Annotated in this window: 13 protein-coding genes, 1 tRNA gene and 3 rRNA genes; 14 read left to right on the top strand and 3 right to left on the bottom strand. The window is 42.8% G+C overall.

All coding sequences use genetic code 11. The annotated features are described in order from the left end of the window. Nucleotide 1: 1 nt before the first annotated feature. Nucleotides 2-145 carry a hypothetical protein gene (locus OCV39_RS16825; protein ID WP_017052764.1) on the bottom strand — a complete coding sequence of 48 codons (144 nt, stop codon included), beginning with the start codon at nt 143-145 and terminating at the stop codon, nt 2-4. A gap of 781 nt (nt 146-926) precedes the next feature. On the opposite strand from OCV39_RS16825, the gene OCV39_RS16830 reads away from it, so the two are divergent. From OCV39_RS16830 to OCV39_RS16860, 7 genes are all read left to right on the top strand, one after another. Further along, nucleotides 927-2485 (top strand): 16S ribosomal RNA (locus OCV39_RS16830). 506 nt (nt 2486-2991) lie between these two features. Continuing rightward, nucleotides 2992-5882: ribosomal RNA gene (locus OCV39_RS16835) — 23S ribosomal RNA — on the top strand. 182 nt (nt 5883-6064) lie between these two features. After that, nucleotides 6065-6180, top strand: a 5S ribosomal RNA gene (gene rrf, locus OCV39_RS16840). The 16S, 23S and 5S rRNA genes sit together here with 1 tRNA gene alongside, the layout of an rRNA operon. A 138-nt stretch (nt 6181-6318) precedes the next feature. After that, nucleotides 6319-6409 (top strand) — tRNA-Ser (locus OCV39_RS16845). A 516-nt stretch (nt 6410-6925) separates the two neighbouring features. Further along, nucleotides 6926-7735 carry a helix-turn-helix transcriptional regulator gene (locus OCV39_RS16850; RefSeq protein ID WP_261890074.1) on the top strand — a complete coding sequence of 270 codons (810 nt, stop codon included), beginning with the start codon at nt 6926-6928 and terminating at the stop codon, nt 7733-7735. Between the two features lie 124 nt (nt 7736-7859). Continuing rightward, nucleotides 7860-8258, top strand: coding sequence for a DUF1090 domain-containing protein (locus tag OCV39_RS16855; protein ID WP_113796752.1), 399 nt, complete (start codon nt 7860-7862; stop codon nt 8256-8258). Nucleotides 8259-8655: 397 nt separating this feature from the next. Then, nucleotides 8656-9849 carry an RICIN domain-containing protein gene (locus OCV39_RS16860; RefSeq protein WP_261890075.1) on the top strand — a complete coding sequence of 398 codons (1194 nt, stop codon included), beginning with the start codon at nt 8656-8658 and terminating at the stop codon, nt 9847-9849. Nucleotides 9850-9930: 81 nt separating this feature from the next. On the opposite strand, the gene OCV39_RS16865 is transcribed toward OCV39_RS16860, so the two are convergent. Next, complete coding sequence (locus OCV39_RS16865; protein WP_113796756.1) at nt 9931-10704, bottom strand: type 2 periplasmic-binding domain-containing protein; 774 nt, start codon at nt 10702-10704, stop codon at nt 9931-9933. A 429-nt stretch (nt 10705-11133) separates the two neighbouring features. On the opposite strand from OCV39_RS16865, the gene OCV39_RS16870 reads away from it, so the two are divergent. From OCV39_RS16870 to OCV39_RS16895, 6 genes are all read left to right on the top strand, one after another. Further along, nucleotides 11134-12768, top strand: coding sequence for an ABC transporter substrate-binding protein (locus OCV39_RS16870; protein ID WP_113796758.1), 1635 nt, complete (start codon nt 11134-11136; stop codon nt 12766-12768). 57 nt (nt 12769-12825) lie between these two features. Continuing rightward, a complete protein-coding gene (locus OCV39_RS16875) occupies nt 12826-13800 on the top strand; it encodes an ABC transporter permease (RefSeq protein ID WP_017052031.1) in 975 nt (324 codons plus the stop codon). 53 nt (nt 13801-13853) lie between these two features. Further along, a complete protein-coding gene (locus OCV39_RS16880) occupies nt 13854-14801 on the top strand; it encodes an ABC transporter permease (RefSeq protein WP_390903271.1) in 948 nt (315 codons plus the stop codon). Then, on the top strand, nt 14798-15751 hold the full coding sequence (locus tag OCV39_RS16885) for an ABC transporter ATP-binding protein (RefSeq protein ID WP_171755689.1): 954 nt from the start codon (nt 14798-14800) through the stop codon (nt 15749-15751). Before OCV39_RS16880 ends, OCV39_RS16885 begins: the two co-directional genes overlap by 4 nt. Before the next feature lie 10 nt (nt 15752-15761). Beyond that, on the top strand, nt 15762-16760 hold the full coding sequence (locus tag OCV39_RS16890; protein ID WP_171755690.1) for an ABC transporter ATP-binding protein: 999 nt from the start codon (nt 15762-15764) through the stop codon (nt 16758-16760). A gap of 143 nt (nt 16761-16903) precedes the next feature. Next, on the top strand, nt 16904-20353 hold the full coding sequence (locus OCV39_RS16895) for a hypothetical protein (protein ID WP_261890076.1): 3450 nt from the start codon (nt 16904-16906) through the stop codon (nt 20351-20353). Nucleotides 20354-20504: 151 nt separating this feature from the next. Here the strand turns inward: OCV39_RS16895 and OCV39_RS16900 are convergent, their stop codons facing one another. Beyond that, nucleotides 20505-21500 (bottom strand): LacI family DNA-binding transcriptional regulator, encoded by a 996-nt coding sequence (locus tag OCV39_RS16900; RefSeq protein ID WP_113797119.1) that lies wholly within the window; start codon nt 21498-21500, stop codon nt 20505-20507. Nucleotides 21501-21912: 412 nt separating this feature from the next. On the opposite strand from OCV39_RS16900, the gene OCV39_RS16905 reads away from it, so the two are divergent. After that, nucleotides 21913-23670 carry a hypothetical protein gene (locus OCV39_RS16905; protein ID WP_261890077.1) on the top strand — a complete coding sequence of 586 codons (1758 nt, stop codon included), beginning with the start codon at nt 21913-21915 and terminating at the stop codon, nt 23668-23670. The last annotated feature ends 1 nt before the right edge of the window (nt 23671 follow it).

A 23671-nucleotide genomic window follows, 5' to 3' on the forward strand; every position in this document is an offset into this window, starting at 1 on the left:
GTTAATCGTTATTCTCAGCTCCCGTCAGGTATAAAGCGTCAGCGGCAAGAGCGCCAGTAGAAAGGGTTAAGCCTGCAAACAGTATGACGCCCGCGTATTTGCTTGCAATGATAGCGATACCAAGAGCATTGATTGCTTTTTCCATAATAGTTTCCTTGTTAAGAGTTAATTGAATATAACTCCAGTGTAGTAAGTGGAGAGAAAAGATAATGAGAGTTAAAGCCGTTGCTCAGAACTAGCATTGGTTACATGTTGGAAATACAACCGAAAGCTCTTAATTACAATTGGTTACAGATGTTCTGTTGGTGCTATAAATAAGTCATTAACATTGAAATTAGTGATGAAAGCTTTAATTTGATTAATTTTGGCACTCATATGTGGCTTTTATGGAAGGGGAGTTTGTTTTTCACGTGGCTGCTCCCTTCTTTATGCAGTAATTGTTTCAGTACTTCTTTCTATTTTTACCAGGAAAAGTAATAAAAGCGGCTGAATTGGTCGTTTTTAGTGCTTTTTGATTGTTATGTAGTCGAACGAACAATTTATTTGAAAAAATGCTTGCACGAAACTCTTCATTCTCTATACTGCGCATCCACCGACACAGAGCAACGTTCAAACGTTCACTGAAGTCGGAGTTGATTAGGTTCAAACCTTTGATACTAAAGCTCTTTAACAATTTAGACCTATCAATCTGTGTGGGCACTCGTTGATGATAATCACTAGTTTCGTACTGTTTGTTTTCGCTTTTTAAAGCGAAAGTAAATTAAGTCGAAACAAAAGATATCAATGAACTGAGTGACCAATACAAGTTCTTAGAACTTGGCACAGTCAATTCATTATCATTCTGTTGGAATGGTAATAGCTTTAAAATTACATAGTAGTTTTGAAGTCAGTATTCATTGAGCCGCATCTTAGGATGCAAAAAACTTTAATTGAAGAGTTTGATCATGGCTCAGATTGAACGCTGGCGGCAGGCCTAACACATGCAAGTCGAGCGGAAACGAGAAGTAGCTTGCTACTTCGGCGTCGAGCGGCGGACGGGTGAGTAATGCCTAGGAAATTGCCCTGATGTGGGGGATAACCATTGGAAACGATGGCTAATACCGCATAATGCCTTCGGGCCAAAGAGGGGGACCTTCGGGCCTCTCGCGTCAGGATATGCCTAGGTGGGATTAGCTAGTTGGTGAGGTAATGGCTCACCAAGGCGACGATCCCTAGCTGGTCTGAGAGGATGATCAGCCACACTGGAACTGAGACACGGTCCAGACTCCTACGGGAGGCAGCAGTGGGGAATATTGCACAATGGGCGCAAGCCTGATGCAGCCATGCCGCGTGTATGAAGAAGGCCTTCGGGTTGTAAAGTACTTTCAGTCGTGAGGAAGGTGGTGTTGTTAATAGCAGCATCATTTGACGTTAGCGACAGAAGAAGCACCGGCTAACTCCGTGCCAGCAGCCGCGGTAATACGGAGGGTGCGAGCGTTAATCGGAATTACTGGGCGTAAAGCGCATGCAGGTGGTTCGTTAAGTCAGATGTGAAAGCCCGGGGCTCAACCTCGGAACTGCATTTGAAACTGGCGGACTAGAGTACTGTAGAGGGGGGTAGAATTTCAGGTGTAGCGGTGAAATGCGTAGAGATCTGAAGGAATACCAGTGGCGAAGGCGGCCCCCTGGACAGATACTGACACTCAGATGCGAAAGCGTGGGGAGCAAACAGGATTAGATACCCTGGTAGTCCACGCCGTAAACGATGTCTACTTGGAGGTTGTGGCCTTGAGCCGTGGCTTTCGGAGCTAACGCGTTAAGTAGACCGCCTGGGGAGTACGGTCGCAAGATTAAAACTCAAATGAATTGACGGGGGCCCGCACAAGCGGTGGAGCATGTGGTTTAATTCGATGCAACGCGAAGAACCTTACCTACTCTTGACATCCAGAGAAGCCAGCGGAGACGCAGGTGTGCCTTCGGGAACTCTGAGACAGGTGCTGCATGGCTGTCGTCAGCTCGTGTTGTGAAATGTTGGGTTAAGTCCCGCAACGAGCGCAACCCTTATCCTTGTTTGCCAGCGAGTAATGTCGGGAACTCCAGGGAGACTGCCGGTGATAAACCGGAGGAAGGTGGGGACGACGTCAAGTCATCATGGCCCTTACGAGTAGGGCTACACACGTGCTACAATGGCGCATACAGAGGGCAGCAAGCTAGCGATAGTGAGCGAATCCCAAAAAGTGCGTCGTAGTCCGGATTGGAGTCTGCAACTCGACTCCATGAAGTCGGAATCGCTAGTAATCGTAGATCAGAATGCTACGGTGAATACGTTCCCGGGCCTTGTACACACCGCCCGTCACACCATGGGAGTGGGCTGCACCAGAAGTAGTTAGTTTAACCGCCCTTTCTTCGGAGAGAGTGGAGGACGATTACCACGGTGTGGTTCATGACTGGGGTGAAGTCGTAACAAGGTAGCCCTAGGGGAACCTGGGGCTGGATCACCTCCTTATATACGAAGATTTTCACGATGAGTACCCACACAGATTGATCAGGTTTAGATAAGTTAAAGCAGAGCTTTAATGAATGACTTCGGTTATTGATTAAAGCTTTTGTGCTTTATGCTCTTTAACAATTTGGAAAGCTGACTGATTAGCTTAATTATTTTTACTTTTAAAAAGTAAAACAAAACGGCTCAGGCTGTAATTAAGTTAATCAAATTTAAAAGTTCTCAATGTTTATCTTTTCTTAGTTAATAAGAACGAGATAAACACACAAACACATTCAAGTGTCTTGGCTTTTTGTTTTTCCTTTCCAAAAAAGGAAAATAAAAAGTATCGACTTTTTTGCTTCTGCTTTTTTCTAAAAAGCGGAGACAGAAAAGCATTGAGTCCGGCAAACAGTCATTGAGAATTAACCCTTCTTAATGACAACCAAAAACCTTGGTTGCTTTTTGTCTTCACTTTTCAAAAGTGAAAGCAAAATTGTGCCATACACTAAGACCCTTTCGGGTTGTATGGTTAAGTGACTAAGCGTACACGGTGGATGCCTTGGCAGTCAGAGGCGATGAAGGACGTATTAACTTGCGATAAGCCCAGATTAGACAGTAAAAGTCTTTTGAGTCTGGGATTTCCGAATGGGGAAACCCACTAGCATAAGCTAGTATCGTTACGTGAATACATAGCGTAACGAGGCGAACTCGGGGAACTGAAACATCTAAGTACCCGAAGGAAGAGAAATCAACCGAGATTCCGAAAGTAGCGGCGAGCGAAATTGGATTAGCCCTTAAGCTTTTAATGATGCAGGTGAAGACTCTGGAAAGTGTCGCAGCAAAGGGTGATAGCCCCGTAACCGACGCATCATAATCAGTGAAATCGAGTAGGGCGGGACACGTGATATCCTGTCTGAATATGGGGGGACCATCCTCCAAGGCTAAATACTACTGACTGACCGATAGTGAACCAGTACCGTGAGGGAAAGGCGAAAAGAACCCCTGTGAGGGGAGTGAAATAGAACCTGAAACCGTGTACGTACAAGCAGTAGGAGCACCTTCGTGGTGTGACTGCGTACCTTTTGTATAATGGGTCAGCGACTTATATTCAGTGGCAAGGTTAACCGTTTAGGGGAGCCGTAGGGAAACCGAGTCTTAACTGGGCGACACAGTCTCTGGATATAGACCCGAAACCGAGTGATCTAGCCATGGGCAGGTTGAAGGTTGAGTAACATCAACTGGAGGACCGAACCGACTAATGTTGAAAAATTAGCGGATGACTTGTGGCTAGGGGTGAAAGGCCAATCAAACTCGGAGATAGCTGGTTCTCCCCGAAATCTATTTAGGTAGAGCCTCGGACGAATACTACTGGGGGTAGAGCACTGTTAAGGCTAGGGGGTCATCCCGACTTACCAACCCTTTGCAAACTCCGAATACCAGTAAGTACTATCCGGGAGACACACGGCGGGTGCTAACGTCCGTCGTGAAGAGGGAAACAACCCAGACCGCCAGCTAAGGTCCCAAATTATTACTAAGTGGGAAACGATGTGGGAAGGCTCAGACAGCCAGGATGTTGGCTTAGAAGCAGCCATCATTTAAAGAAAGCGTAATAGCTCACTGGTCGAGTCGGCCTGCGCGGAAGATGTAACGGGGCTAAGTAATAAACCGAAGCTGCGGCTGCACACTTAGGTGTGTGGGGTAGGGGAGCGTTCTGTAAGCGGTTGAAGGTGGTTCGTAAGGGCTGCTGGACGTATCAGAAGTGCGAATGCTGACATGAGTAACGATAATGGGAGTGAAAAACTCCCACGCCGGAAGACCAAGGGTTCCTGTCCAACGTTAATCGGGGCAGGGTAAGTCGACCCCTAAGGCGAGGCTGAAAAGCGTAGTCGATGGGAAACGGGTTAATATTCCCGTACTTCTTATAATTGCGATGGGGGGACGGAGAAGGCTAGGTGGGCCTGGCGACGGTTGTCCAGGTTCAAGTGCGTAGGCTAAGAGTTTAGGTAAATCCGGACTCTTGTTAGGCTGAGACACGATGTCGAGCACCTACGGGTGTGAAGTCATTGATGCCATACTTCCAGGAAAAGCCTCTAAGCTTCAGATTATAAGAAATCGTACCCCAAACCGACACAGGTGGTCGGGTAGAGAATACCAAGGCGCTTGAGAGAACTCGGGTGAAGGAACTAGGCAAAATGGTACCGTAACTTCGGGAGAAGGTACGCTCTTGGCGGTGAAGTCCCTTGCGGATGGAGCTACTAGGAGTCGCAGATACCAGGTGGCTGCAACTGTTTATTAAAAACACAGCACTGTGCAAAATCGTAAGATGACGTATACGGTGTGACGCCTGCCCGGTGCCGGAAGGTTAATTGATGGGGTTAGACTTCGGTCGAAGCTCTTGATCGAAGCCCCGGTAAACGGCGGCCGTAACTATAACGGTCCTAAGGTAGCGAAATTCCTTGTCGGGTAAGTTCCGACCTGCACGAATGGCGTAATGATGGCCACGCTGTCTCCACCCGAGACTCAGTGAAATTGAAATCGCTGTGAAGATGCAGTGTACCCGCGGCTAGACGGAAAGACCCCGTGAACCTTTACTACAGCTTGGCACTGAACATTGACCCTACATGTGTAGGATAGGTGGGAGACTTTGAAACCGCGTCGCCAGATGCGGTGGAGTCAACCTTGAAATACCACCCTTGTATGCTTGATGTTCTAACGTAGGTCCCTTATCGGGATTGCGGACAGTGCCTGGTGGGTAGTTTGACTGGGGCGGTCTCCTCCCAAAGAGTAACGGAGGAGCACGAAGGTGGGCTAAACACGGTTGGACATCGTGTGGTTAGTGCAATGGCATAAGCCCGCTTGACTGCGAGAATGACAATTCGAGCAGGTACGAAAGTAGGTCATAGTGATCCGGTGGTTCTGAATGGAAGGGCCATCGCTCAACGGATAAAAGGTACTCCGGGGATAACAGGCTGATACCGCCCAAGAGTTCATATCGACGGCGGTGTTTGGCACCTCGATGTCGGCTCATCACATCCTGGGGCTGAAGTCGGTCCCAAGGGTATGGCTGTTCGCCATTTAAAGTGGTACGCGAGCTGGGTTTAGAACGTCGTGAGACAGTTCGGTCCCTATCTGCCGTGGGCGTTGGAAGATTGAAGGGGGCTGCTCCTAGTACGAGAGGACCGGAGTGGACGAACCTCTGGTGTTCGGGTTGTCACGCCAGTGGCATTGCCCGGTAGCTAAGTTCGGAATCGATAAGCGCTGAAAGCATCTAAGCGCGAAGCGAGCCCTGAGATGAGTCTTCCCTGGCACTTTAAGTGCCCTAAAGGGTTGTTCAAGACTAGAACGTTGATAGGCAGGGTGTGTAAGTGCTGCGAGGCATTGAGCTAACCTGTACTAATTGCCCGTGAGGCTTAACCATACAACACCCAAGGGGTTTTGATGGACTCAATACCAATTTGTTTCCGCTTTTAAAAAGCAGAAGCAAAACAAGAAACACTTGAATGAGTTTAGAGACTTTTAATTGCTCTATTAAATAGAGAAACAGCTTTCCGAATTATTTACCTTTAGCTTTTTAAAAGCTGAAAGTAGAAAAAGAATTTGCTTGGCGACCATAGCGTTGCGGACCCACCTGATTCCATGCCGAACTCAGAAGTGAAACGCAGTAGCGCCGATGGTAGTGTGGGGCTTCCCCATGTGAGAGTAGGACATCGCCAGGCTCCTATTCGTTTTTATCTCTTTATAAAAAAGATAAAAGCAAAAAAGTTTTTAGATTTACCTTTACATTTAAGGAAGCCTAAAAACAAAAACTAGATAATAAACATCTTAGATAAGGCTTATATTTAGTAAAAATTTGTGGAGGGATGGCTGAGTGGTCGAAAGCACCGGTCTTGAAAACCGGCAACCGTTAATAGCGGTTCTAGGGTTCAAATCCCTATCCCTCCACCACTTTTAAAGAAAAAACCGCTGTTTTTACAGCGGTTTTTTCGTATCTAGAGCTTCGAAACTTGTCCTGTTTCGCAAGATCGCACTGTGATAATCCCAAAGCGTTTCAATTCTCTCCAACCCGTGAACGAAATCGCTTGCCTGAGAAATATCGAACAGGTTCAATTACTCCATACTCTTTTCGCAGAGCCAAGGTGCGACATTAAGCTTTGTCGAGTTCAAATCTGTTTTTATACAGATCTCCTGCGTTATGATACGGCTTGGTCAGAAGATTGTTATTGTGACGTTTTGGTGATGTTCTAGACGTCTGTCACTTTAAGTGGGAAAGAAACCCAGTGCTTACTCATTCCGCCATACCAAAGTCAATGAAATACAAGAGGCTAACATTGAAGAGTATGCGGTTGCCCAGCTTGTCGGGCATAAGCACAATGCGATGATCTTCTGATTTGCCTTAGTCTCAAAATAAGCTAACTTATATTTAAGACACTGCACTAATAATTAGTTGATAATAGGCACTAAATGAATCGAAATGACTTTCCAAATGAACTAAAAAGGTTGCGTGAAGAACGGGACTTATCCCAAGAAGATTTGGCAAGCTTGCTTGCGTGTTCACATAGGGTTTTTGATGGTGTAAACCAAGTTATGATTAGCAAATGGGAAAGAGGTGAAACCAAAACGAGCTTACTCAGGCGTTTAGGTATCTCTAATTTTCTCTCTCAACACTATGAATATGATCCAAAAGAAACAGAAGTAATTTCACCTTCCGTGAAACTTAGCGAAATTCCTGTTAATCAAGATATATCATACAGTTACGTAATAGATAGTGTTGACTCCCATACGATAAAAACCATTCCTAGTGACTCTTGGAATGACATATTATCGATTCACTCAAAGTTGTATGCAGTAGATTTTTTGAAATTTTACAAGGCAGAGCACCTATCAGTTGACAACCTTGTGATTCACATCTTTTACTGTAAAGGGTTGATGGTAGGTCATATTGTTTATGATAAAAAGACCAGTATGCTTTTGAGTGTTGGCTCTATTAGCTTATCGATCAGGCAGCAGGTGCTTCAGTATATGGCTGAATGTATGGCTAAGAAGTCGCTCATTATTCCCGTTCATGATCCTGCAATGGCACAATTCCTTTATGATTTATACTTGGGACCTAAACGATCAATGTTTGGTTTGTTCCTTTTTACAGTAGATTTTGCCTCTCTTGTCAGCAACCCCTTTTATCAAAACGTATCGGAAGTGGGCGATCAATCATTCAGGTATTTCCGATATTTTAGTCAAAAGATAAAAAAGAAAAGTATCGAATTCATACTATAAATAATTCACGAACTCGACCATATATCATCTGTATATTTTTAACTACAAAACAATATAGCCACCTAAACTCAGTACCTGTAAATTCCGGCTCTGAATCTTACTCAATCTGAAATAGGCTATTACTATGTTACGCAATAACATCAAATTATTGTTATCTATCTTCTTTTTTCTTCCTATATCTGCATTTGCTTCTGATTGTTCAGAAAAAATAGGCTGCGATAAAAAGGCATGTATCATTCAAGCTAAAATGGACATTGCCAAATTAAATGGACATGACAATAAACTTGCCGGATTGAAGAATGCTTTAGATCACGTCAATGATTACTGTACTAATGATGATTTGAAGGATGAATTACTTGAAAAGCTTCAGGATTCTGAAAGCGATCTCAGAGAGTATCGCTCTGAACTTGAAGAAGCCCATTCTTATGAAGAAGAAGATAAGATCCTAAAGTACCAAAGAAAAATCGAAGAAGAGCAACGTGAAATCAAAGTAATTGAAAGAGAGCTATCGTTTTTGAAATAGAGTTTCTTCAGGCAAGACAAAAGCTCCATGTTATTACGCAATTTGCACTCCAGTGAAGCGGAACAACGGTGATGTTCCGCTTTGTTTCTCATGTGAACATTATTGTCTTAGTTTAACCAGACGATACACCCCGAATCGGCAGAAAAATCCTGATCATGTGTGATGAGAATGAAACCTCCTCGGTAAGCATTCAATGCTTGAGTGAGCATGATTGATTCCGACACGCCTCTAACGTCGCGAGTGTACTCTCGGAGCTATGGACAAGCGATTCAGTGGTTGTAACGCATTGATCAAACATCATTTTATTGGGTACAGTCTCAAACAATTTATAGCCAGTGATAGTTTTTTAGTTTATATAGCGTACGATGAACCTTAACAAGTAATAAGCAAAGGTGTAATGATGCGTTCAAATTATTCTCTATTATCGATTATGGTGTTTTCTTCTATAAGTTCAATAGCTTATGCGAGTGAATTTAGCGAAGTTGCACTTCCTAGTCACTTTTACTTACAGCAGGAAAACCAAAATGGTCTGTGTTTACAGCCACGTTCATCACTTAATGTTGCTTCCAGATTATCACTGAATAGCTGTGATACTGAAGATCAAACCTCTGGGGCTAACCAAGTTTTCATGTTTGATACGGATACTGGCAATATCAGACTGCAACAAGATGCCAATATTTGCTTAGGTGTTAATGCGACTGCTCAGGGGGCAGATTTAATGCTGCAACTGTGCGAGAGCAACCAACCTATGCAAAGTTTTGTCTATACGACTCAGCACCAAGTTCAAATCAATGGTAAACCAGATTTTTGCTTATCTTCAGGGCGACAAAATCATCCGACAGAAAGAGCTGAACTATGGCGATGTGATGGTAGTGAAGACCAAGTGTGGCTAAGTCAAAAAGATGAGAAATTGCTCTCCAAAATAGACTTTTCAACGCTGCCTATCGAGTTCACTTTTGATATTGATACCGATCTGGATGGTGTGTCAGAGGCCGTTCCTTATTGGCAAACTGATATTTATGCGTTCAATGCTTTCAACTTTGCATTACAAGCATATAGCGGAATGAACCAAGACCGATTAGATGCGTTAGAAGTGGTATTACCGCGCATTCAACGAATCATGAGAACGCCAGAATTTAAGACACTTTTGCTTTCTAATCAACAGATCATCGATAAGGGGCTCGTGAAACCAATAGAGGTATGGCGCGATATTCAGGGGCAGAGTAAGCCTATGTATATCAGAGGGGTAGTGCGAAATGGTTCGACAGGTGCTGCAAACAATACGTATATCTCCCTATCTTTAGGCCGTTACCAAATTTTGATTGATGGTGCTGAAAGCAATTACGAGAATGTGAAGACAGCCGTAGGAACTCTTACACATGAATACACGCATGTCACTGGTTATGCGCATGATACAAAGGTTCCATACGCAATGACGTATAAGTTTGGTGGGATATACTCCCAAAAAAATTGGGGTTATTCCACTGTTGAACTTTCTAGCTACCCAGGAGTAATTGATAATTTAATACTTCAGCAGATGGCGATTCCAGATGGGTCTGAGACTGAGAAGTTCTCTTTAAGAGCCAAGTAGAGCCTTTTATATAAATACGTTACTCATATTCGATACTTTCAATACGGTGTTCCTTAGCCGCTTTGATTAAGTGAAAACTGATTATCTAAAAGTATCGAGTATGGGTGTAATGTGCGGAAGAAAGTGCGCTGGTAAGGATGGATTTGATAGCTGAAAGAACCTTCGTTTAGATAGATTCATATTCTCGATTACCTTCCCGTAGTGTTTATCAAAAATAGCATCAAACTGGCCATTGTTTTGTGTAATTTTTATCCTGTCGGTTAATGCTTCAAGTAAGTCAGTACGTTGAGGGTGTATATAAAAAACCAGTGGCATTGGGTAGTAGAGTGCCACCTTTTTATCGATAGTTAACCCTCCTAAGTGTTGAGCGTGCTGATCGAAAACATGCTCTACTTCATTTGCCCCTAATGAGACATAGTCACACAACCCCTGTTTTAAATAGCGAAAGACATCTTCTAGTTCTCCCTTTTCTAAAACTTGATAGTGATTGGCTCGGAAGAGATCAGCATCAGCCCAAGTATTAGGTATTCCCGCGATTAAACCCTTGAGAGTTTCCTCGTCAATATCATGGAATTTTGCTCTATCTTGATCGCGAATGATAAGGATTCGGCAGCCAAGCAGTCCTTTGCACAGAGGCTCAGCTAACTCTAGAAACGTGTTTGGCATAAACTTTTGGTTTCCTGCTACGGTGACTAATACATCTGTCCCTGTATTGAATATATTACCTTCATCTTCTGCGCTAGGATAATTGGTATTGTCACAATCTATCTTATTGTTATTGAATAACATTTCTATTATATCTAACTCGTATAGCTGTCGAGATTTCGACTTGTTACCGTTCCAGAATTTGATCATGGAAAACCTCTTTTTATCATTAACTAACCACTCACTGATATGTTACTTCACAAAACAAGAAAAGAAAGCGCTTTCTTTTTGAGTTCGGTGATTGATCCTGGTTAATTGTCTTTGCTGTGACTGTGAGGCTTTATTGAGAGTAATAGCAGGGAAATTGATATTAAAGATATGAGCTTAAGCAGTATCTTTTTTTGAGTATAAATAGCACGATAATTAATATTTATATTATTGTTTTTATTGAGTTAAATGGTGAATTAATCAGTATCATCGGTATCGGATATAACTGAATGAAAGTTTCGTAGCGATATATAATCTGTGATCCATAATTCATTTCCTACTTTTGAACATTGCTGAATAGTAAAAACCTTATATTATGAACTCAAAAGAAAGCGCTTTCTTGAAACCAATTATCATTCTAAGGACTACGTGATGCACAAGAAAACTTTACTCGCTTCACTCGCTGCTGGGGCTCTATTCGCAACTTCAGTACAAGCTGCCGATATTAAGCAGGGAGGAACGTTAACAGTTCCAATCATTAATACAGGCTTTGTAGAAAACTTTAACCCGTATACGACTAAGGATTTGTTACACGGTGTAATGTTTGAGCCGTTACTTGTGTTTAACAACATGACAGGTAAAACAGATTACCGTTTGGCTGAGTCTGCCGTGTATTCTGATGATCTAAAAACGCTGACACTTACTTTACGTCCTGATCTTAAATGGTCTGACGGAACTAAGTTAACGGCTGAAGATGTGGCATTTAGTTTCATGCTAACAAAGGATGCTCCTGCATTTGACCAAAAAGGTATTTGGTCAGCGAAGAACCTTCAGACAATTGAAGCCGCAGATGATCGCACTGTCGTCTTTAACCTGAATGAAGCGGATTCTACCTTTGTATGGAACCTTGAGCGCTACCATATCGTACCTAAGCATGTTTGGTCGAAAGTGTCTGACGTAACAACGTTCATGAACCTTAACCCTGTTGGCAGCGGCCCTATGACGGCGGTTAAATACATCAAGCCGCAACAGATGGAACTGTGTCGAAACCCTAATTACTACCTTGAAGGTCGTCCATACTTGGATTGTGTTAACTTCCGTTCTTATAACGATAACTCACAAATCCAACCAGCCTTGATCAAAGGTGAGATCGATTGGGGTTCAAACTTTATCGCCGATGTTGAATCAACATTTGTTGAAAAAGATAAAGCCAATAACCACTTCTGGTACCCAGCGAATGATGCAATTCACCTTTATGTGAATACTAAAGAAGCACCATTTGATGACCTACGTGTTCGCCAAGCCCTTTCAATGGCACTAGATCGTGAAGCGATCGTTGATATTGCCGCTTATGGTTACCCAACACCAAACTTCAATGCGGGTGGTATTGGTGAGTTATATGAGACTCATATTGATAAAAAAATAAGCAATAAGTACGCGTACTTAACACAATATGATGCAAAGAAAGCGAAATCACTATTAGATGCCGCAGGTCTTGTTGATAAAGATGGAGATGGTTTCCGAGATCAAAAAGATGGTTCAGCGCTAGAGTTTGATATCGAAGTAGTAAGTGGCTGGACTGATTGGATCCAAGTGGTTCAAATGGTGACAGAGTACTATGAAGAAGTGGGCGTGAAAGCGAACATTAAAACCGTAGATTGGTCTGTGTATGACAGCAACTTGAAAGACAGTAAATACAAAATGTCGATCAACTGGTCAATGGTTGCGACTAACCCGATTCTTGCATATCAAGAGTACTTCACAACATCTCGTATTGGTAAAACTTGGCACGCTGGTCACGGTGTAAACTCACCAAAAATCGATGCGCTGATTGAAAGCTTTGGTAAAACAGGTGATGTTCAGAAACAAGAAGAGATCCTAAGTGAACTACAAGAATTTACGGCAGAAAATTTACCGTTTATTCCATTGTTCTCTAACCCAACGTGGTTCCAATACAGCACGCAGAAGATCGTTGGCTGGCCAAGTGAAAAAAATCCATATGTTCAACCAGTATGGTATGACGGTGGTAAGCGAGTCATTATTCTTAATAACTTGCACCTTAAGTAAATAATATGTAGTGGAGCTATAATCATGAATTATAGCTCCTAGGTTAAAAGATTTATTATGTCGTTTTTAGTTCGCCGTTTTGGTTTTTATTTTACAGCTTTCCTTATCGCTATCTCTTTCAACTTTATGTTGCCACGTTTAATGCCTGGCGATCCTGTGGATGCTCTTTTCGCGGCTGCACAAGGTCGTATGGATCCAGCTCAAATGGATGCAGTGCGAGAAATGTACGGATTCGTCGATGGGAATGTTTTTGAACAGTACATCGCTTATATCAAAAGTGTGTTTACTCTTGATCTTGGCCCTTCAATTTTAATGTTTCCTGTAAGCGTTACCGATGTATTAGCCATGGCACTGCCTTGGACAATGTTTCTCGCGTTAGGCTCATTAATTGTGGCATTGATTATTGGGGTAAGTATTGGTACTTACGCATCGTATAGACGTGAAGGTTTTTTTGGCCAAGTGGTACCGCCAGTGTTGGCCTTTATCAGTAACTTCCCTTACATAGTAACGGCTCTTTTACTGTTCTATTTCTTTGGTTTAAAACTTGAACTACTACCGTTGGCATATACGTATGACCCAGCGCTAGAGCCAGGGTTTACTTTCGAATTTATTGCCAGTGTCGCCAAGCATGCCATCCTTCCTGTGGGTTCAATGGTGGTGGTGGGTATTTCGACTTGGGTTTTCAATATGCGAAATGCCATGATTAACGTATTGGGAGAAGATTACGTCACCATGGCTGAAGCAAAGGGCCTGAGTAGTTTCCGAGTCATGTACCGTTATGCAGGTCGCAATGCCATATTGCCTGTTGCAACCGCTATTGCGATGGCGATTGGTTTCTCATTCGCTGGCTCCATTATGACCGAAGTCGTATTTAACTATCAGGGGTTGGGGAACATCTTGCTGAAAGGCATCGTGGCCCGAGATTATCCACTGATTCAAGCTATTCTTCTCATTTTAGTTTCTGCGGTTTTGACTGCTAACTTCATCGCCGACCTATTGTACGTTTGGCTCGATCCACGAATTTCTAACTAAGGTGCATCATGGATAATTTAATTGACGCTCAAAAATGTTCGAATCAGCCTCATATGCCTGTTCGTGAACCTAAGTTCTCATGGAAAAATATTAAGCAAATATTTGGTAAAGCGTACGCATTTTTCTACGGTAACCCACCCGCGATTATTGGTGGATTGTTACTCACCATTGTCCTAATGGGAGCCGTATTTGCACCTGTTTTAGCGACACATAACCCGGAAAAGCGTGTGGCAAGACCTCATATCGCGCCAAGTTCGGAGCACTTTCTAGGAAGTACCCGTAGCGGACGTGATGTTTATAGCCAAGTGTTATATGGAGCAAGAAAGTCACTTACTGTCGCAATATCGGCGGGTGTGATCGCAATGACTATCGCCGTGCTGGTTGGCGTTACATCAGGCTATTTAGGTGGGAAAATTGATGATCGTTTGAACTTCATTACAAACGTATTCTTAGTGTTTCCTCAATTGCCATTATTGATAGTCCTTGCTGCTTTCTTAGGGCAAGTCGGGTCGCTGGTGATAACCGTGTTGCTCGGGATAACCTCCTGGCCTTGGGGGGCAAGGGTAATACGTTCACAAACCATGGCGATTCGTAGTAAAGAGTTCATCATCTCTGCGGAAGTAATGGGTGAATCAAAGATTCGTATTATCTTGGTCGAAATTTTACCAAACCTTGTGTCAATCGTATTTGGTGGCTTCTTAGGTACCGTGATTTATGCCATGGGCTCAGAAGCAGGTTTAGGTATTTTAGGCTTAGGCGACGCAACAGAAGTAAGTTGGGGCTCGATGCTGTATTGGGCGCAAACGTCGTCATCTCTTTACACTGGCGCATGGTGGGAAATGCTGGTTCCTGCACTCGCACTTGCGATTACAGGCGGTGCTTTGGCATTGATTAATATGTCAATCGACCAAGTCAGTAACCCTAAACTACGTACAGGCCCACACATCAAACTGTGGCACAAACTGAAAAAAGAAGCTGACATTCGTCGAGGTTTAAGATGAGTAACGTATTAGAAATTAACAACCTTTGCGTTGATTATGTATCGCCCAATGGTGTTGCGCGAGCGGTAAACAACGTCAGTATTTCTATTGCTCCCGGTGAAACTCTGGGTATTGCAGGGGAGTCAGGCTGTGGAAAAAGTACCCTAGCATTTGCGATTGCACGTTTACACAAAGCACCAGCTTTAATCTCTGAGGGTGAAATCCTTTATAAAGGGATAGACATCTTAAAGATGAGTGACAAACAGTTACGCGACTTCCGTTGGAATGATGTCTCAGTGGTATTTCAAAGTGCCATGAACTCACTTAACCCAGTGATTTCGATTGGTGAACAGCTAACGGATGTGATTTTAGCTCACCGTAAGATCCCATACAAAGAAGCGCATGATCGTGGTGTTGAGTTACTCAATGTTGTCGGTATTCATGGCGACCGTATGTCGAGCTTTCCGCACCAATTGAGTGGTGGTATGCGCCAACGTGTGGTGATTGCTATTGCACTCGCATTAGAGCCAAAGCTGATCATTATGGATGAACCAACAACGGCTTTAGATGTGGTTGTTGAGCGTGAAATTTTGAATGAGCTATATGAGCTTAAAGAAAAATTTGGCTTCTCTATTCTGTTCATTAGCCATGACTTAAGTTTGATGGGTGAAATTGCCGATCGAATTGGAGTGATGTATGCAGGTAACTTAATTGAGTTAGGTGATGCAAAAACAGTGTTCAGCGAACCCAAACATCCTTACACCAAAGGGTTGATCTCTTCATTCCCAACAATTCATGGTCCAAAAGAGCGGTTATTTGGTATTCCTGGAAACCCTGTGAATCTACTTAATATACCGGAAGGGTGTAACTTCCAAGAGCGCTGCACGGAATGTGTTCAACTGTGTAGCAAGAGCGAACCAAGCTTGGGTGAGATTGCAAGCGGTCACCACGTATCTTGTCATTTAGTGTGAGGGAATGAAAATGGACACCACCAAAACAGTAGACAATACCAGCAATAAAGATGTGATTTTGTCGGTAAAAAACTTGGTTAAAGATTTTCCTCTTGGTCAATCAGTGAAAAGTAACCTGATGCGAGCGGTCAATGATGTGTCATTTGATCTACGTAAAGGTGAAGCACTGGCTATCGTAGGGGAGTCAGGTTCAGGAAAAAGTACTGGCGCACGGATTTTAACGCGAATCTACGATAAGACCGCTGGCGATATCCACTTTAAAGGCCAACCTCTTGCTGATTACATTGACGAGAATGGTGAGCTTGAGTACGCACGTCAGGTACAGATGATCTTCCAAGACCCGTTCGGTTCTCTTAATCCTGTACACACGATTTATCATCATATTGCTCGCCCACTGCTGATTCATAAGCGAGCAAAGAAAGAGGCGATTCCGCAATTAGTGTATGAGTTACTCGATATGGTTGGGCTTTCACCAGTAAAAGAGACGGCCGAAAAATATCCGTTTGAGCTCAGTGGGGGTCAACGTCAACGCGTCGCAATTGCCCGTGCGATCGCGGTGAGCCCTGAAGTCATTCTAGCGGATGAGCCTATTTCGATGCTTGATGTGTCAGTGCGTTTAGGTATTTTGAATCTGATGTCAGATTTGAAAGATAAGCATGGCATCTCTTTTATGTATATCACTCACGATATTGCAACGGCACGATATTTTGCTGAAAAAACGGCCGTTATGTATGTCGGACATATGGTGGAGTGGGGAAGCAGCGACAATGTGACGCAAAATCCGCAACACCCTTATTCGCAACTATTGTTAGCCGCTGTTCCTGAAGTTGGGAATGCAGGTAAGCGCGAATTGAATGTGAAAAAAGGTGATATACCGATGTGGAAGCCAAGCAGTATTGGTTGTCCTTTTGCAACGCGTTGTCCTAAAGCGACGGAGCAGTGTACCCAAACTATTCCAGAGCCAACAAAAATTGCAGATGATCACTACGCGCGTTGTCATCACCTATAACGCTGGTGGTCTTATTTAAAAAAGCACAAAAGAAAGCGCTTTCATAATAAATTTAAACTTTTAGAATATTTGAATTATCAGACGGTTTATAAAAACACGTTAAGCCGTGGTAATTTGAATATTCAGATATCGGAATCTGAATAATGAAACACGATTACCCTTTACAGCCTGAAGTGAAAGGTCAGTTTGTTGATCTGCTAGGCGAACGTTACTACAAAATATCTAATGTTGATCAAATGGCACCGTTTTTTATTAGCGTTGTTTCTTCGAGCGATCACTGGTTATTCATCTCTTCAACAGGCAGCTTATCTGCGGGACGTATTCGTCCAGAGAATGCACTCTTTCCATACAAGTCAGTCGATCACATTCATGAGAGTGCTGAAAACACGGGCTCAAAAACTATCTTCCGTATTCAAGATGGAAACAAAGTTGCGCTGTGGGAACCGTTTAATGTTCACCATGATGGTTTATATGAGGTAGAGCGCCACCTGTATAAAAATGCGATTGGCGATAAGCTTGTATTTGAAGAACTCAATCATAGTTTACAGTTGAAGTTTCAATACAGCTGGAATACCAGCGAGAAGTTCGGCTTTGTTCGTCGCTCTGAGCTGACAGATTTATCTGGGGCGTCACGAAAAATTGATGTTCTTGATGGCTTGCAAAACCTTCTACCGTCAGGTGCACCGTTGAGCGCATTGCAAACTCGCAGTGCACTGGTCGATGCTTACAAATGGAATGAGCAGGTAGAAGGTAGCTCATTAGCGCTGTTTAGTATGTACGCGAAATTAAGTGATCGTGCCGACCCTGCTGAGTCGCTACTAGCAACAACGGTTTTTAGCTTAGATCATGATTGTAGCCAAATTCTTTTGACCAGTACGCAGTTAAATACATTCCGTAGAGGCGGGGAGATCCGTAACGAACCGCTAACGAAAGGAATTCGTGGCAGCTACCTTATCCATAAATCAATCAACCTAAAAGCCAATCAAAACAACACGTGGTCGATTGTCGCGGATATTGATAAAAGTCACGCAGATGTTTGTGATTTACAAAAAGCGCTATTAGCACCGGCAACGTTAGCAATCGAGCTAGAACAGAGTATCGCAGGGAACCAACAAGAGTTAGTTAACCTGATGTCTGGTGCTGATGCGTGGCAGTTAACCGCAGATGAAAATACCAGTGTTCATCATTACGCAAATGTACTCTTTAATAATATGCGTGGTGGCGTGTTTGAAAATGGTTACATGCTTGAAAAAGCCGATGTAATCAAAACAATGCGTCGTGCAAATCAGCAAGTGTTCAGTCGTCATCAAGACTTCTTCGCACAGTTATCTGAAACGTTTACTCATGCCGAATTAGTGTCCCATGCAAAAGCAATTGGAGATGAACAGCTAGTCCGTTTGAGCTACGAATATTTACCTCTTACTTTTGGTCGTCGTCATGGTGATCCAAGCCGCCCTTGGAACCATTACGAAATTAAACTTAAAGATGAATTTGGTGAGCGTTTACTCTCTTACCAAGGTAACTGGCGCGACATATTCCAAAACTGGGAAGCGATGGCCCTAAGTTATCCTGGGTTTATTAAATCGTTTATTTCTAAGTTCGTAAATGCTTCGACACTGGATGGTTATAACCCATATCGTATTACTAAAGATGGCGTGGATTGGGAATTACTAGAAGCCGATGACCCATGGAGCAATATCGGGTATTGGGGCGATCACCAGATCATCTACTTACTCAAGTTCTTAGAATTGGCAGACAAGTTCGAGCAAAAGGATCTCCTGGAATTACTTGATAGTGATATTTTCAGCTACGCTAACGTGCCGTATGAATTGTGTGGTGTACAGGCGTTGTTTGAAAATCCAAAAGATACCGTTGATTTCAATCAAGAAAGACAAGAACTGACCGAGAAACGAGTAGAAGAGATTGGTAGCGATGGTCGCTTGATCATGAGTGGCGATAACGAAGTCTACATGGTTAACTTGATGGAAAAAGTGCTGGTTCCACTGCTGGCAAAATTGAGCAATTTGGTGCTTGACGGCGGTATTTGGCTCAATACTCAGCGCCCAGAATGGAATGATGCGAACAACGCAATTGTCGGTAACGGTTTATCGATGGTGACACTATATTACATGCGTCGTTACGTGGCATTTATGCAAAAATTACTTGAGCAGGCACCTAAATCATTCTCTATCTCAAAAGAAGTGTTTGAGTGGATGCTAGCAGTAACGAATACTTTGTCTGATGCCGCGAAAGAGATCCGCCAAGACACGGTCACTCGCCAAACGCGTAAAGCGATGCTTACTCTGCTAGAAAAATCGGCGGATGAATATCGTCAAAAAGTCTACCGAATGAACGGGTTCTCAGGAAAAACAAAAGTAGAACGATCTGCGATTGAGAAACTAATGACAGTGAGTTTACAGGTGCTTGATTCAAGTACTCAAAATAACTTACGCCAAGATGGTCTGTACAATGCTTATAACATTTTAAGCTGCTCGGCTGAAAGTCTGACCGTTGAAGAGTTGTACCCGATGCTTGAAGGACAGGTTGCTGTTCTAAGTTCGGGCGTATTATCTCCAAATCAAGCGGTTGATCTGTTAGACAAACTGTTTGCTAGCGATATGTACCGCTCGGATCAGAATAGTTTCATGCTCTATCCAGATCGTGACCTATCTTCATTCATGCAGAAAAATAGAGTGCCGAAAGAGGCGATTGAGCAAAGTAAACTTCTTCGCATGATGACTCGCACAAGTGATAAACGCATCTTAGCTCAAGATAGCCAAGGTAATTATCACTTCAATGCGAGTTTCGAAAATAGCAGTTATTTGAAAGCCGCGCTAAATGAAGTCAAATTCGATTTCCCTACCATAAATGCTGATGAGTGGACGAACATTGAAGAGTTGTATGAACAAGTCTTCAACCACAAGGCATTTACAGGTCGCTCTGGAACCATGTTTGGCTATGAAGGATTAGGATGTATTTACTGGCATATGGTGTCAAAACTTCTGCTTGCAGTACAAGAGAACTACCAACAAGCGTGGGAGCTAGATCCGAATAGCATGGTTACTGCTAAGCTTGCTGATTATTACTATAAAGTACGAGCTGGTATTGGTTTTAACAAAACACCACAAAATTATGGCGCATTCCCAACAGACCCGTATTCACATACTCCAAAACATTCTGGCGCTCAGCAGCCAGGTATGACAGGACAAGTGAAAGAAGAAGTGATGACTCGTTTTGGTGAGTTGGGTATTGAAGTGATAAATGGCTCAATCGCGATTAAACCATCGCTTCTCGCTCGTCGTGAGTTTTTGGACAAACCGTTTACATTTAATTGTCAGACACTGGCTGGTGATGCACAAAGTTTTGTTGTGAAAGCGAATGAATTAGCCTTCACTTATTGCCAAGTGCCATTTATCTACCAAGTGAATGAACAAAATGCCGAAGAGATAGAGGTGCATTTTGCAGATGGATCTCAGCAAAAACTGGACTCTTTATTGATTCCTGCTGAACTGAGTTCTGAGTTATTTGAGCGTTCAGATAAAATCAGTAAAGTAGTTGTGTCTATTCCAAATACGATGCTCCGTCAAAAATAGAGTGAGGTAAACTTATCCTTACTTAACACTTTGAGTTAAAAAAGGGTCCTAAGATAATACTTAGGACCCTTTTTATTTGTTCATTTTTATTTTTGCTTTCGTCTTATTTTTTCAATCCACGAATACTATTCTGATGGTAATGAGCGAGTGGTTATTTTTGATTAACAGAATCTCGAATGACCAGTTCAGGTGTTAGTTTGTGCTTCAGTGGATAAGTCTGCTTATTGATAAGAGAAAGAACACCTTTAGCCGCTTCTACTCCCATTTCATGAACAGGGAAGTTAACCGTTGTTAGGCGTGGTCGAATATGTTGACTATGAGTGTCGTTATCAAACCCAACCACCGCAATGTCCTCTCCAATTTTCAAGTGGCGCTCGGACGCAACGTCATACACAGCTAATGCAATATTATCGTTCTGGCAAAAGATGGCGCTGATCTCCGGATCTCTATCTAATAAGCGACGAGCAGCTTCATGGTTCCCTTGATGATCAAAACGACCTTCAACAATTAAGCTTGCATCATAACGGATAGAAAATTCAGACAAGGCATTTCTATAACCCTGTAGGCGATCTCGGCTATCTACTTTGCTCATTTGACCAGTAATACAGGCAACTTTGGTGTGGCCATGTTCAAGTAGATGTTTCGTTGCCAAATATCCACCCAGTTCATTATCAATGTAAATACAGCGATCTGAAATTTCAGGTATATAACGGTTGAGGATAATCGTACTTTCACTTTTTTGAGCAATTTGGATCAGTTCATCATCGGTGAGTTGGTCGGAGTGAATGATCAATCCATCCACTTGTTTTGACTGTAGGAAACGAATTGAATCTAACTCTTTCGTTTTTGATTCTTGTCCACTTGTCACTATCAAATGAATATTGCTTTTTCGAACCGTATCTTCAGCCATGTGCATTAAAGGGCCATAGAAAGGGCCATCCAAAGAGCCCACAAGCATACCAACGCTATTTGAGCGACTCGAAGCCAACGCTTGTGCAAACGCATTAGGTTTATAGCCAAGCTGTTCGATCGCATCGAATACTTTTTTTCGATTGGCTTCTTTTACTGTTGGATGCTCATTTAACGCTCTGGAGACAGTGGATTGAGAAACTTGAGCCAGTTCAGAGACTTCTTTAATGGTGATCAATGGGAATGCCCTTATATCCTGCAAGGAGTGAAACTAAGCCTATGTTACCTTCGAGACTAGAAAGAGCATAGTGATCTGATGATCATTCTACAAAAATTCTGAACTGGGTAACGCTTAACGATGATTGTGCGCTTCAGTAACATAAAGTAAACCTATTTGACTGAGCGAAATGTGATCCACACATAAAGAAAGCGCTTGCTTGGTGTGTTTGGTCACATTTTGCTCTAAATCGTAGCTATAGAATAATTGCTAATGATAACTTACTGGTATTTAAACACTAGTTTAATATGTGGTGCTTATTTTTTATCAGTTTTTTCATTGTTTATAAATGTATATCTAACAAATTAAAGAAAGCGCTTTCTTTTGTTGGGTTCAACAAAATATATAAAAATATGATGAAGGACATATCTACATGAGAGAAAAAAAATGGAAGTTTAACAAAACTTTAGTCATGACGGCGTTAACTATTGCACTTTCAGGTTGTAGTGATGACAGCCTTGAAGATGGCTCATCGCCAAGTGTTCCAGTAGTTCCAGATCTTCCTGTTGGTACAGATTTAGTGGTTTTTAACGATAGTGTGAATGTTAATTGGCCTGCCTGGGATTGTTGCGGTGGAACAACACCTACCAACCCAGTAGAAACCGATAGCTATGGATTAGTGACGGAATTTTCAGTCAACGCTCAACCCGCTGTTCTTGGTTTCACTCGCAGTGTCGAGGCTGGCCCGCTAGATGTGAGTGCAATGTCGACAAATGGCACATTAGCTTTTGATTTCAAGATGATGAATAGCCCTGGACAAGTGAACTGGCATGTAAAACTAGAAAGTAATGGAGGGGCACAAAATGGATCAACAGGAGAAGAGGTTGAATTAGCAATTGCACAACCTGTATTAAATACTTGGCAGCATGTTTCGTTTGATTTGGTCGATTTAGCTAACCAAGGCTTAGACCTATCAAGTATTGATAATGTTCTGATTTATCCGGAGTGGGGATCTGGCGAAGGTGCTGTTTATCGTGTTGATAATATTAAATTTATGGAAAGTGATACACCTGTAGTTCCAACCGTTCCTACGCCAGACCTTGGCGATAAATTGTCTTTAGATCTTGCAATGACAGATTTTGGTGGAACTACGACTGAGCTGAATGCGGCTAACCCCAGTGCGCTAGCGGTCAGTCAGCAATCTCTCTCTCAATCACTATTAAGCACTAAAGATACCGTAGTAAAAACAACGAAAATCGCAGGTGCCGAAACGTGGGCAGGGACGACATTAGGGGATAGCACTGTGCTCTCCATAACTGAAGCGAGGAGCAAAGTGTCACTGTGGGTTTACTCGCCAAAAGCAGGCGTTCCCGTGCTCTTTAAAGTCGAAGATTCAACCAATGATGCTCACTTTGTTGAGGCGTTGACTCAAACTAAAGCTGTTCAACAATGGGAGAAAATAACGTTTGATTTCACCAAACATACTAATGGGACTCCAGATTTAAATCCAAATTATACCTACGATAAAAAGTCGGTCTTTTTTGATTTTGGTACATCACCTAGCGAAGACCAAGAGTTCTATTGGGATGATGTTACCTTTGTTGAACTTTCAGGAATCACCCCTCCGGTAGATCCTGTTGACCCACCTGTCGATCCCGTTGACCCTCCAGTAGAGCCTGGCTCACCAATCAGTGGTGATGGCGCGACGACGACGATTGCTGAAGGGATTAACTTCGAAGATAAGACGCTGACATGGGAAGTATTTGAAAATGCCGATAATCCGGCGTTGGTATTTGTCGATAACCCAGACACTAATGGACTAAATGTATCGAATACGGTGGCTAAAATTACAGCGCGTGCTGATGGTGCTCCATGGGCAGGTAGTGTGACGAAGTCAGTGGATTCATTCTCATTAGATACGACTAATCACTTGATTAAGGTGATGGTTTACAAAGATAAAATTAGCCCTGTCGCATTAAAGTTAGCGACAGTTTCACAATGGGGAGCTGAGATTCATGTGACCAACACTAAAGTTGGGGAGTGGGAAGAGCTTACTTTTGACTTTAGCAAACATCCAGAGTTTGACTATGTACCGGAAGCGATCTCCGAGGTAGTGATTTTCCCTGATTTTAATGAAAGAGACGCTGATACTGTGATGTATTTCGATAATGTCGTTTTTAGCGGTAAGTAAT

The sequence above is a fragment of the Vibrio cortegadensis genome (assembly GCF_024347395.1).
Lineage (GTDB): Bacteria > Pseudomonadota > Gammaproteobacteria > Enterobacterales > Vibrionaceae > Vibrio > Vibrio cortegadensis.

Coding starts and splice junctions, on each gene's coding strand:
- OCV39_RS16825 (WP_017052764.1), bottom strand. CDS start 145: ATGGAAAAAGCAATCAATGCTCTTGGTATCGCTATCATTGCAAGCAAA.
- OCV39_RS16850 (WP_261890074.1), top strand. CDS start 6,926: ATGAATCGAAATGACTTTCCAAATGAACTAAAAAGGTTGCGTGAAGAA.
- OCV39_RS16855 (WP_113796752.1), top strand. CDS start 7,860: ATGTTACGCAATAACATCAAATTATTGTTATCTATCTTCTTTTTTCTT.
- OCV39_RS16860 (WP_261890075.1), top strand. CDS start 8,656: ATGATGCGTTCAAATTATTCTCTATTATCGATTATGGTGTTTTCTTCT.
- OCV39_RS16865 (WP_113796756.1), bottom strand. CDS start 10,704: ATGATCAAATTCTGGAACGGTAACAAGTCGAAATCTCGACAGCTATAC.
- OCV39_RS16870 (WP_113796758.1), top strand. CDS start 11,134: ATGCACAAGAAAACTTTACTCGCTTCACTCGCTGCTGGGGCTCTATTC.
- OCV39_RS16875 (WP_017052031.1), top strand. CDS start 12,826: ATGTCGTTTTTAGTTCGCCGTTTTGGTTTTTATTTTACAGCTTTCCTT.
- OCV39_RS16880 (WP_390903271.1), top strand. CDS start 13,854: ATGCCTGTTCGTGAACCTAAGTTCTCATGGAAAAATATTAAGCAAATA.
- OCV39_RS16885 (WP_171755689.1), top strand. CDS start 14,798: ATGAGTAACGTATTAGAAATTAACAACCTTTGCGTTGATTATGTATCG.
- OCV39_RS16890 (WP_171755690.1), top strand. CDS start 15,762: ATGGACACCACCAAAACAGTAGACAATACCAGCAATAAAGATGTGATT.
- OCV39_RS16895 (WP_261890076.1), top strand. CDS start 16,904: ATGAAACACGATTACCCTTTACAGCCTGAAGTGAAAGGTCAGTTTGTT.
- OCV39_RS16905 (WP_261890077.1), top strand. CDS start 21,913: ATGAGAGAAAAAAAATGGAAGTTTAACAAAACTTTAGTCATGACGGCG.